General features: G+C 64.7%; 9 protein-coding genes and 1 pseudogene. All 10 read right to left on the bottom strand.

Features of this window, described 5'->3' with window-relative positions; genetic code table 11:
- The coding region (locus QVP03_RS02565) for a cell division protein FtsZ (RefSeq protein ID WP_288210612.1) at positions 1-769 on the bottom strand (769 nt) is incomplete at its 3' end.
- A gap of 103 nt (positions 770-872) precedes the next feature.
- A complete protein-coding gene (gene ftsA / locus QVP03_RS02560; RefSeq protein WP_022332085.1) occupies positions 873-2,345 on the bottom strand; it encodes a cell division protein FtsA in 1,473 nt (490 codons plus the stop codon).
- 14 nt (positions 2,346-2,359) lie between these two features.
- Complete coding sequence (locus tag QVP03_RS02555; protein ID WP_022332084.1) at positions 2,360-3,460, bottom strand: hypothetical protein; 1,101 nt, start codon at positions 3,458-3,460, stop codon at positions 2,360-2,362.
- A 6-nt stretch (positions 3,461-3,466) separates the two neighbouring features.
- On the bottom strand, positions 3,467-4,915 hold the full coding sequence (locus QVP03_RS02550; RefSeq protein ID WP_022332083.1) for a UDP-N-acetylmuramate--L-alanine ligase: 1,449 nt from the start codon (positions 4,913-4,915) through the stop codon (positions 3,467-3,469).
- Between the two features lie 107 nt (positions 4,916-5,022).
- On the bottom strand, positions 5,023-6,126 hold the full coding sequence (gene murG / locus QVP03_RS02545) for an undecaprenyldiphospho-muramoylpentapeptide beta-N-acetylglucosaminyltransferase (protein WP_022332082.1): 1,104 nt from the start codon (positions 6,124-6,126) through the stop codon (positions 5,023-5,025).
- Between the two features lie 6 nt (positions 6,127-6,132).
- Positions 6,133-6,780: a SanA/YdcF family protein gene (locus QVP03_RS02540; protein WP_256166252.1), complete on the bottom strand. Its 648-nt coding sequence runs from the start codon at positions 6,778-6,780 to the stop codon at positions 6,133-6,135.
- Positions 6,780-8,321: a YifB family Mg chelatase-like AAA ATPase gene (locus tag QVP03_RS02535; RefSeq protein ID WP_022332080.1), complete on the bottom strand. Its 1,542-nt coding sequence runs from the start codon at positions 8,319-8,321 to the stop codon at positions 6,780-6,782. Before QVP03_RS02535 ends, QVP03_RS02540 begins: the two co-directional genes overlap by 1 nt.
- A gap of 89 nt (positions 8,322-8,410) precedes the next feature.
- Positions 8,411-9,970 (bottom strand): replicative DNA helicase, encoded by a 1,560-nt coding sequence (dnaB, locus tag QVP03_RS02530; RefSeq protein WP_022332079.1) that lies wholly within the window; start codon positions 9,968-9,970, stop codon positions 8,411-8,413.
- Positions 9,971-10,128: 158 nt separating this feature from the next.
- Positions 10,129-10,851 carry a ComF family protein gene (locus tag QVP03_RS02525; protein WP_022332078.1) on the bottom strand — a complete coding sequence of 241 codons (723 nt, stop codon included), beginning with the start codon at positions 10,849-10,851 and terminating at the stop codon, positions 10,129-10,131.
- Positions 10,835-11,332 (bottom strand): annotated as a pseudogene (locus QVP03_RS02520) (primosomal protein N'); the annotation flags it as partial. The pseudogene QVP03_RS02520 and the gene QVP03_RS02525, both read right to left, overlap by 17 nt.

Below are 11,332 nucleotides of genomic sequence, written 5' to 3'. Positions count from 1 at the left end.
TGTGACGCAGGAGGGGCGAACGCAGCGAAGCCTCGGCTGCAGTCTCGGCGCGGTTGTCGCCTTCGGCCGTAGCCACGGCCATATGCGCGCGGCCGCTATCGCGCATCACCTTCGACACATCGGCGAAGTCGACGTTCACCAGGTCGCTTTCGACCGTGATGATCTCGGCGATGCCCTTCGCCGCCGAACACAGGATGTCGTCGGCCTTGCCGAACGCCTGCTTAAGCGACAGGCGCCCGTATATTTCGAGAATATTCTCATTGTTGATAATCAGCAGCGAATCGACATTCTGGCGCAGTTCCTCGATCCCGCGGAAAGCCTGTTCGTAACGGATCTTACCCTCGACGGCCAGCGGCGAGGTGACGATCGCCACGGTCAGCAGCCCCATCTCCTTGGCCAGCTTGGCGATGACGGGCGATGCACCCGTACCCGTACCGCCGCCCATGCCGGCCGTGATGAACAGCATCCGAGTCCCGGCCTCTTCGAGGTGCTGGCGGATTTCGGGCAGCGACTCGACTGCGGCACGGCGGCCGTTCTCCGGGTCGTTCCCCGCACCGAGACCTTCGGCTCCGAGCCGTATCTTCTGCTCCACGGGACTCTTGTCCAACGCCTGCTGGTCGGTATTGCAAACCATGAACGTCACGCCCCGTATACCCAGGTTCCACATATGGTTCACGGCATTCCCGCCGGCACCGCCGACACCTACCACCATAATGATCGACCCGTCCGTCTTCGGGGCTTTGATTTCCGACATCAATTCGTCTGTCATATCTCTTTACTCCTTTCTTCTGATTAATTCCCACGCGGGGCGAACGCCCGCAAATCCTCCTCACGCCCGGCCGTTTAAAAGGCCGGTTTCAGCCCCCCCAGGATCAAATCTCCTCGTCCTCGGCGGCCGTAAAGCTCTTGTTGATCTTGTCGAAGGTCTTCTGGAAGATCGACCCCCAGTCGCGCTTGCGCTTGGGTTCGATCACGGGGGCCTTCAGCTGCTCATCTTCCCGCTCCTGCCCCCTTGCCGCGGCATCCTCATCGGACGCAGGCTGTGCCGCCGCGGAAGCCGGCCCCTGTGCGGGCTGCTGGAACCGCGGCGTATGGCGGAACTCGGGTGCGGCCTGGGGCTGCTGGGGCTGGAATCCCGGGCGGGGCTCCGCTGGCCGGGACGCCGGTGCGGCCGGACGCTCGATCACCGCGCAGGCACCCTGTTCGGCGCCCTTGAGCAAAATACCGACCGCCGTGGCATAGGCCGGGTCTACGACCTTTTCCCTCGACTCCTCCGCAACGCCGGTTTCGGCCGATGCGATGCGCACGTCCATGCCCGTCACGCGGCGGAACAACTCATCCACATCCTTCAGCTTGGCCGAACCTCCCGTCAGGACAATACCGTAAGCCAACTTGCCGGCATACCCCGAATCCCGGATTTCCTGCAATACGAACTCCGCAATGTCCGTGGCACGGGCTTCGATCACCGTCGCCAGGTTGCGCAGCAGGATGTCCTTCGCTTCGCGAGCCGTGCGGCCGTTGACGCGGATCAGTTTGTCCTCCGGGGCCAGGTCGGCTACCGCCGAACCGTATTTCTGCTTGAGGCTTTCCACATGTTTCTCGGGCACGCTCATCGTGCGGATGTCGCGGTTGATGGCCATGGCCCCCATCGGGATCGTGGCGATATAACGCACCACATTGCGGTAATAAACCGCCACGTCCGTCACGCCGCCGCCGATGTCGACCACCGCTACGCCCTCCTCCTTCTCGTCGGGCAGCAGCACGGCCTCGGCCGTGGCGATGGCGTTCGACGTCACGCCCAGCATCTTTATGCCGAGCCGCTTGAGCGCCATATCGAGCCGCTGCATCGGCGTGCGCAGGCAAAGGATGAAGTTGAACGTCGACGAGAGTTTCTTGCCGAACGACCCCACGGGGTTCTTGACCTCCTGGTTGTCGTCGACCACATAGTTCTGGGGCACACGCTCCATGATGGTCTCGTCGTCGGGCGCCTGCACGTTCCGCATGCGGTCGAACAGCGCGTCGACGTCCTTCTGGTTGACGCCGTTCTGGGGATCGTAGACGAAAACATGATCCGTATGGCGCGCACAGCGCACGAAATCGCCCGAAATACCGGCATAGGCCTCCGTGATCCGGATCCCCAGCTGCTCTTCGGCTTCGGACATGGCTTCGCGGATGGCGCGGCTCACCAGTTCGATATTCTCGATCTTGCCCGCGTTGACCCCCTCGACGGGCTTCGACACGATCGACGCCACCTCCATCTGCCCTTCGGCGGCCTTCTCACCGACAGCCACCACGACGTTCGACGAGCCCAGGTCGACGGCAACGGTATAATTCTTTCTTTCCACGGTATATTTCCTTTTTATTTCTTGCAAACCACCTGATCCTTGTATCTGATATCTATCGTCCTGTACGCATCCCAGCCGATGTTCTGCAACCCGTTGCGGTAGAAGCGCAGCAACTTGTCGAACTTACGCTCCACCTGCTCGATGCGCCCGAAAAGAATGGTGTGGCGTCCGCTCCGCGGCACCAGCTCCACCTCCAACGCTCCGCTGGGGGTCGTCCGAGCCGCAATCTGCACCACTTCCGACCTCCAGAAATCGTCCTCTTCGACGAACTCTACAAAGGTAAGGAGTTTCATGAAATCTTCGTAGCTTTTCTCCAACTTTTTTTGTTTCAGCCGCTCGGCCTCCTGCTGCCGTGCGATACGGTCGATCCCCTGCTGGATCATACGCGCCTCGTAGCGGTATTTGCGGCGCATTTCGACCTTGTGGCGGCGCAGTTCGCCGACCCGTTTGTCGAACTCGGCCGAGCTTTCCAGCCGCCACCACTGTTTCTTGACCCGCATACGGCGCAGCGCCGACAGGTTGCGGTCATTCTGCAGTTCGCGCCTGTAAAGCGGGTACTTCTCCCGCTCCAGCTCCGCGATCCGTTTGTCCACCTTCGCCGACTCGGTGTCGATATGCGCCCGCACGGGGCCCTCATACGCCGCAGGAAACGGCGGGCGGTAGCTGCCCGTCACGACCGGCACGTAAAGCGACGATGCCCGCGGCGCGGCGAAGACATAGCCCTCCGCCGTGACGTACGAATCCACGCCGTTCACCAGCAGCCGCACGAGCGGCCTTCGCTGGCTGATATCCACGTGCAGCACCCCGTCATAGGAGACATAGGCGTCCACCCGCTCCACGAACCCGTTCCTGGCGATCATCTCCTCGATCTGCGTCAAGGGCACCTTATCAACTGCCATGCCTTTCGTCTTGATCCCGCTCTGCGCGATCCACCCGCGCACCATGCGCCCCGACACCAGATAACCCATCGACGAACTGTCGACGACCTCGATCTCGACCTTGCAGACCGTCCTCGCGGCACGCAGACGCTGCGCCGTGGTGCCCGCATAGAGGATATATGCGGCCACGGCACTCCACAAAAGGGCCAGCAATGCGTATCGGAGGTAGCGGTTCATCGCACGTCAGCTTTTCGCTCCGAGTTTTTCGGCCAGCGCCTCGCAGCAGGCGTCGATATTGCCCGCCCCGAAGCTCACCACCACGTCCGTATCCATCGCCGCGACCGTATCGGCCAGCGCCTCCCTGCCGACGATGCGGCACGGCACGGCCACGTGCCGGGCGATGAGCTCCGACGTGACGCCGGGGATCGGCTCCTCGCGCGCCGGGTAAATCGGCAGCAGCACCACCTCGTCGGCATGCGACAGCGACTCGGCGAACTCTTCGTAGAGGTCGCGCGTGCGGGTGTAGAGGTGGGGCTGGAACAGCGCCGTAATGCGCCGTCCCGGAAACATCTTCCGCACGGAGGTCAGCGTCGCCGCCAGTTCGCGCGGATGGTGCGCGTAATCGTCCATGTAGACCTGTCTGGGGGTGTTGACATAGAATTCGAACCGGCGCTTCACGCCCGAGAACGACGCCAGCGCCCCGCGCAGGGCGTCCGCATCCAACGCAACCCCTTCGGCCCTGGCCGCGCACCATACCGAGGCCACAGCCGCCACCGAATTTTCAATGTTGACCCAGCCCGGAATGCCCAGCGTGCAGCCTTCGACCACACCGCCCGGCACTACGATATCATACCTATAATGGCCTCCCTCGAGCAGCTGCACGTTACGGGCATAGAAGTCGCACGGCACGTCGTACGAATAGCGGTACACCGTAATCTGCGGATTGTCCACCACGATGTCTGTCCCTTGCTTGATGACGAGGAACCCGCCGGGGCGTATCTGCCGCACGAACTGCGCGAAAGCCTCCTTCACCGCCTCGTGCGTCCCGTAAATGTCGAGGTGGTCGGCGTCGGCCGACGTGACCACCGCCACATCGGGATAGAGCCGCAGGAACGAACGGTCGAACTCGTCGGCCTCGACGGCCAGCCGCCCGCCCGAAAGGCGGGATTCGGCAGCGGCGCATCCCTCCCCTGCGGGCGGGCGCATCCCCTGCACCCCGCAGCCGTCCAGCACCAGGTTGCCGCCGAAATTCTTCGAGATACCGCCCAGAAAAGCACTGCCGCCACCCGTCAGGGCGCGGTTCAGCCATGCCACGAGCGTCGACGTCGTAGTCTTGCCGTGCGTCCCCGCCACGGCCATCACGTACTTGCCTTCGGCGAGGTGCCCCAACATCTGCGAGCGCTTCTCGATACGGAACCCGTGGTCAGCGAAATAGCGGTACTCGCCGTGCTCCTGCGGCACGGCCGGGGTATAAACCACCATCGTCGCCGCCGGGTCGAGGAACTCCGCGGGGATCAGCCGCACGTCGTCCTCGAAATGGATCGCCGCCCCCTCGGCCGACAACTCGTCCGTCAGGTGCGAAGGCGTACGGTCGTAACCGGCCACCTTTTTCCCCTCGTGCAGGAAATAGCGGGCCAGGGCGCTCATGCCGATGCCGCCGATACCCAGAAAATATACTTTTTGAAACTCCATCTGCTCAATTCTTGATTTTCACACCGCCTCCGCCGCCCGTCGGACACGCGCAGCCCGTCCCGTGAAGACAGGTGCCGCCTGCGCCCTGCGGCTTCACGGCCGTGCGGTCACTTCATTACCTTTTCGATTTCATCCACGATCCGCTCCGCCGCGTCGGGTCGCGCCAGCTTCTCGAGGTTTTCGCTCATCCTGCGCAGCGCCTCTCCGTCGGCGAGCAGCTCCATCGCCCGCGCCATCGCCCGCGTGCGGGCCTCGGCATCGGGCACCACCACCGCAGCCCCCTTGGCCTCCAGCGCCCGGGCGTTCTTCGTCTGGTGATCCTCGGCCACGTTGGGCGAAGGCACGAACAACACGGGCCTGGCCACCAGGCACAGCTCCGAGACCGTTCCGGCGCCGCTGCGCGACACGACCAGGTCGGCCGCCGCATAGGCGTAGTCCATGCGGTCGATGAAAGCTCCCTGCCAGATATTCCCCGTCGGGTGCGCCGCCAGAAAAGCCTGCATCTCGCGCTCGTAGTATTTCCCCGTCTGCCAGATTACCTGCACCGGAGCGTCGGCGCCCCCGAGCGAGAGTATCCACGCCTTCATCATCTCGTTGAGCGACCGCGTCCCGAGCGAGCCGCCCACTACCAGCACCACCGGGAGCTCCGCCCTAAAGCCGTAATAGGCCAACGCCTCGCCGCGGTCGGCACCCTCTTTCGAGAAACGGCCCCGCAGGGGGTTGCCCGTCATCGTGATCTTACCGGGCGCGAAGAACCGATCCATGCCCTCATAGGCGACGCAGATCCGCTGCGCCCTCCGGGCCAGGATCTTGTTCGTCAGCCCCGCGTAGGAGTTCTGCTCCTGGATCACGGTCGGTACCCCCAGCCGCTGTGCGGCCCACAATACCGGGGCGCTGGCGTAGCCCCCGAAGCCCACCACCGCATCGGCCCCGAAATCGCGGATGGTCTTTTTCGCCATCCGGATGCTCCGGAGCACCTTCAGCGGCACCGCGAGGTTGTGCCAGTCCATGCGCCGCTGCAACCCCGCAATCGGCAGGCCCACGATGCGGTAGCCCAGCGCCGGCACCTTTTCCATCTCCATTTTGCCCTCGGCGCCGACGAACAACAGTTCCACATCGCCGCCGAACCGCCGCTTGAGCGCCTCGGCCACCGCTACGGCCGGATAGATATGTCCGCCCGTTCCGCCGCCCGAAAGTATGATCTTCTTCATATCCCGTTATTTTCCTATTTCGACGGGTTCCCCGAGGAATTTCGGGGTTTTTCCCGTCCATAAATCCATGAACATCCTGACCCGCGCCAGCTTTTCCCGGAGCCTGGTCTTCATGCCAGCGTACGCCGCCACGTCTGCGGCATTGTACCCTACGGCATCGAGCCCCAACGCCTGCGCGATGTAAACCGCACGGCGGTTATGGAACTCCTGCGAGATTACCGTGAAGCTCTCCTGCCCGAATATCTTTTCCATGCGGACGACCGAATCGTACGTCCGGAACCCGGCATAGTCGAGGTATATCGCCCCCGCCGGCACGCCCCGTCCGACGAGCGCCTCCTTCATGTCCTGCGGCTCGTTGTAACCCTTGCGGCCGTTGTCGCCGCTGATGACCAAGTACTCCACTTTGCCGGCATGGTACAGCGCCGCGGCCGCATCGACCCGGTTGTAGAAATACGCATTCGGACGTCCCGAACGCACCGTCCGCGAAGTCCCGAGCAGCAACCCCGCCCGGTTGGCGGGCACCTCCCCGGGCGAGGCGTATACCCGGCCGTCTGTCGCCCGCTGCACGGCATATCCGGCGGCGGATACCGCCACGGTAGCCAGCACCGCCCCGGCGGCGGCCGCCCATGCCATTGTCTTCAGCCATTTTTTCATCACCGTCCCCAGTTACCCCGATCCAGCGACCGGTAATTGATTGCCTCGGCCACGTCGGCCGCCGTGACAGTCTCGTGCCCCGCCAGGTCGGCGATCGTGCGCGCCACCTTCAGGATACGGTCGTAAGCCCGCGCCGAGAGGTTCAGCCGCTCCATCGCGCGCTCCAGCAGCGCCGCCGAAGCGGCATCCGGGCGGCAGTATTCGCGCAGCATGGCCGCGTTCATCATCGCATTGGTATGCACCCCCTGCGCACCGCGGAACCGCACGGCCTGCACCTCCCGCGCCCGCACGACCCGCGCACGGATCGCAGCGCTGGACTCCCCGGGCGCCGCTGCCGAAAGCTCCGCCGCGCAGACGGGCGTCACCTCGACATGCATGTCGATCCTGTCCATCAGCGGCCCCGAAATCCGGCTCATGTAGCGGTGCACCGACCCCGGCGAGCAGACGCACTCCCGGGCCGGGTGGTTGTAATACCCGCACGGACAGGGGTTCATCGCCGCCACGAGCGTAAAGTTCGCCGGGTATTCCACGCTGTATTTGGCCCGCGACACGGTTATTTTCTTCTCTTCCAACGGCTGTCGCAACACCTCCAGCACGCTGCGCCCGAACTCGGGCAGTTCGTCGAGAAACAGCACCCCGTTGTGCGCCAGCGACACCTCGCCCGGCCGCGGCGACTGCCCGCCGCCGATCAGCGCCACCTGCGAGATGGTGTGGTGCGGAGCCCTGTAAGGCCTGCGCGCCATCAGTCCGCCGGCAGCCCCTGCCTTCCCGGCCACGGAGTGTATCTTGGTCGTCTCCAGCGCCTCCCCGGGCGACAGCGGCGGCAGGATCGTCGGCATACGCCGCGCCAGCATCGTCTTTCCCGAACCCGGTGCGCCGATCATCAGCACGTTGTGCCCTCCCGCCGCAGCGATCTCCAGCGCCCGCTTGGCGAGCGCCTGCCCCTTCACGTCGGCGAAATCCTCCTCGTAACGCCCCGCGGCGACTTCGAACGGCTCCGCCGCCCCGGGCACGGCGGGCACGATCTCCGCCTCGCCGTTCAGCAGCGCCATCACCTCCTTCAGGCTCCCGGCGCCCAGCACGTCGATACCCTCCACCACGGCCGCCTCCCGGGCATTGTCCGCCGGCAGCACCAGCCTCCGCAACCCTTCGTCGCGGGCCCGCACGGCCATCGGCAGCACGCCCCGCACGGGTTTCAGCGTCCCGTCGAGCGACAGCTCGCCCGCGAACATCGTCCCGCCGAGCGCCCCGGCATCCACGCGCCCCATCGCCGCGAGTATCCCCACGGCGATCGGCAGGTCGAACGAAGCGCCTTCCTTGCGCAGGTCGGCCGGGGCGAGGCTCACGACCACCTTGCGGCCGGACATCCGCTCCCCCGAGTTCTCGAACGCCGCACGTATGCGCTGCTCGCTCTCCTTGACGGCATTGTCCGGCAGTCCCACCAGGTACATGCCGAGCCCGCCGCCCGCGATGTTGACCTCGACGGTCACCGCCACGGCGTCGATCCCCACGATCGCACCCGCATAAGTCCGGACAAACATATATCGAAAATTTATCAGTTCGTTTCACATAATCCCCGCCCGTCTTCCGGCGTGGCGGGGGCTCCCTTTCGGCCGCATCGCGCCGCCACTCAGAACGGCGCCTCTTCGTCCAGCGCCCGGGGCGTCAGGTCGAACTCCCCGCCGCCGATCCCCGAACCCAGCGCGGCGGCAGCCCCCGTGGTGCCGTTCGAACCGCTGGCGTAATCGTCGTAGGCCTGCTGACTGTCCGAAGCCTGCGCGGGCGGCAGCATCGAGTCGTCCATGTCGGCGAAACGCGCCTGCTCCTTCAGGAAGCGCAGGTTCACGTCGCACACAGCGCCGTTACGGTGCTTGGCGATGATGATTTCGGCCATGCCGGCCGTAGGCATTCCGTTCTCGTCCTGGTTGATGCCGTAATATTCCGGACGGTGGATGAACGCCACGATGTCGGCGTCCTGCTCGATGGCGCCCGACTCACGCAGGTCGGAGAGCTGCGGGCGCTTCGACCCGCCGCGCATCTCCGTGGCACGGCTCAGCTGCGACAGGGCGATCACCGGCACGTTCAGCTCCTTGGCGATGGCCTTGAGCGTACGCGAAATGAAGGCCACCTCCTGCTCGCGGTTCCCCTTCGAATCCTGGTTGCCGGTCATCAGCTGCAGGTAGTCGATGATAATGATCTTGATGTCGTTGTGTATCTTCAGGCGGCGTGCCTTCGAGCGGAACTCGAAGACCGAAAGCGCCGGCGTATCGTCGATGAACAGAGGCGCCGCACCCAGCGGTTTGGTCGCCGACTCCAGGTGGCGCCATTGCTCGGGCGTCAGACGGCCCGATTTCACGTCGTTGCCGTTGAGTCCCGTCTCGGCGATGATCAGACGCATCATCAGCTGCACCGAAGACATTTCGAGCGAGAAGAACGCCACACCCTGCTCGTGATCTACGGCCATATTGCGCGCCATCGAGAGCACGAAGGCCGTCTTACCCATCGAAGGGCGGGCGGCGATGATGATCAAATCGGAGAGCTGCCAGCCCAGCGTCACACGGTCTATGGCCATGAAACCCGACGGAACGCCGTTGAAGGCGCTCGTGTTTTTCGACGCCTCCTCGATCTGCATCAGCGCCCGCGCCAGGATATCCTTCGACACCTGCACCGAACGCTTCACATGCCCCTCGGCGACCTTGAATATCTCGCCTTCGGCATACCCGATCAGTTCCGTCACGTCGGTCGATTCGTCGTACGAGCGTTTCTGTATCTCGGTCGCCGAGCGTATCAGCTCGCGCTGCACGTATTTCTGGGCGATGATCTTGGCATGGAACTCGACGTTGGCCGCCGAGCCTACCTTCTGCGTGAGCTGCGCCAGGTACGACGCCCCGCCCACCTTCTTGAGCTCCTTCTTGCCTTTCAGCCGCTCGGTCACGGTATAGAGGTCGATCGGTTTGAGCTCCATCGACAGCTCCTCGATCGCCTTGTAGATCGTGCGGTGCTCCTCCGTGTAGAACGCATCGGGCGTCACATACTCCTGCACGGCGATGATGCTGTCCTTTTCGAGCATCAGCGCGCCGAGTACGGCCTCCTCCAGTTCGACCGCCTGCGGGGGTACGTTCCCCGGGGTCTCGGCGAGCGCCTCGAATGCCTCCCTGTTGCGCCGGGAGGGGTTATAATCTTTTGCCATGATATACGCTTTCGTTCAAAGGCCAAAAGTAGCAATAAGCCGGGAGAATTCAAAACCCCGCCGGGGGATATTCTGCCGAAAACTATGTTTTAACATAGTTTCGGCCCGGCACCGCCCCTGCGGAAACGTCCGGCCCGTTGAAAAATAATTTCCGCACCCTACCCCTTCTCGCCCAGAGCGTGCCGCGAGACGGCGAGCGCGGCGATGCTGATGCGGCACCCGGGCGCCGAGCGCAGAATCTCCCCGGCGCACGAAAGCATCGTGCTGCCCGTGGTGAACACGTCGTCCACCAGCAGGACGTGCCGCCCCGCAAGCCGCCCGGGACGGACGACGGCGAACGCATCCTCGACATTGCGGGCCCGGTCTCGGCGCGCCTTGAGGGCCTGGCTCTCCGTATTGCGCTTCCGGCGCACGCTGCGGCGGTCGACCTCCACGCCCAGCTGCGCGGCAATCCCTTCGGCGATGTATTCGGACTGGTTGTACCCGCGGCGGCAGCGCTTGACGGGGTGCAGCGGCAGGGGCACGACCACCTCCACGTCGTCGTATAATCCGCTTTCCTTCAGGCAGCGACCGTACCACTCGCCCATCGCCCGCGCCGTGCGCCATGCCCCGCGGTACTTGAACCCCCGGATCAGCTCCCGCCACCCGCTGCCGTGGACATAGTAGAGCAGCCCCGACGCCCGCTCCACGGGCAGCATGTCGCGGCACCGCCCCAGCACGGGGTTGTCGGCCTGGCGCCAAAACCCCGTCAGGGGTGCCGTCGCCCGGCACAGCGTACAGACCGTGTGCTCGCCCTGCGCCAGCATCCGGCCGCACACAGGGCAGCGAGGCGGAAAAAAGAGCGCCGCCACGTCACGCAACAGGCTACTGAGGATCGACATTGACGACGACGGTAATATTCCTGAACTCGGGGTTCTCCGAAAAAGCCTTCAGCTCCGCCCCCAGCAACTCCCGGGCGCGCGCCGACGAGGCGCCGCTTTCGACCTTGAGCAGCAGCCCGGCGAGGTATTCGCCGCGAATGCGGTCAACGGGGGGCGTCATCGGCCCCAGTACGCGGCGACCGAAACGGCCGCGCAGGCGCGCCGCCAGCTCCGTGATGCCGCGCCGCAGCAGGGCGACGTCGCGGTGGCGCAGCGTCAGCAACGTAAGCCGCGCGTAAGGCGGGTAAAAGAAGGCTTCGCGCTCGGCGAGCTGCGCCCGCGCCATGCCGTCGTAATCGCCCGCGGCGACCTGCCGGATCACGGGATGCCCCGGCTCCGAAGTCTGGATCACCACCTCCCCGCCGTCCGAACGGCGGCCTGCGCGGCCGGCGACCTGCATCATCAGCTGGAACGCCCGCTCCGCGGCCCTGAAATCGGGGGT

The sequence above is a fragment of the Alistipes sp. CAG:29 genome (genome assembly GCF_000435435.1).
In the GTDB taxonomy this organism is placed as follows: domain Bacteria; phylum Bacteroidota; class Bacteroidia; order Bacteroidales; family Rikenellaceae; genus Alistipes; species Alistipes onderdonkii.
Note: the sequence above shows the minus strand (reverse complement) of the source record. Positions and strands in the feature narration are given on the sequence as shown.

Coding starts and splice junctions, on each gene's coding strand:
- dnaB (WP_022332079.1), bottom strand. CDS start 9,970: ATGGCAAAAGATTATAACCCCTCCCGGCGCAACAGGGAGGCATTCGAG.
- QVP03_RS02525 (WP_022332078.1), bottom strand. CDS start 10,851: ATGTCGATCCTCAGTAGCCTGTTGCGTGACGTGGCGGCGCTCTTTTTT.
- QVP03_RS02535 (WP_022332080.1), bottom strand. CDS start 8,321: ATGTTTGTCCGGACTTATGCGGGTGCGATCGTGGGGATCGACGCCGTG.
- murG (WP_022332082.1), bottom strand. CDS start 6,126: ATGAAGAAGATCATACTTTCGGGCGGCGGAACGGGCGGACATATCTAT.
- QVP03_RS02540 (WP_256166252.1), bottom strand. CDS start 6,780: ATGAAAAAATGGCTGAAGACAATGGCATGGGCGGCCGCCGCCGGGGCG.
- QVP03_RS02555 (WP_022332084.1), bottom strand. CDS start 3,460: ATGAACCGCTACCTCCGATACGCATTGCTGGCCCTTTTGTGGAGTGCC.
- QVP03_RS02550 (WP_022332083.1), bottom strand. CDS start 4,915: ATGGAGTTTCAAAAAGTATATTTTCTGGGTATCGGCGGCATCGGCATG.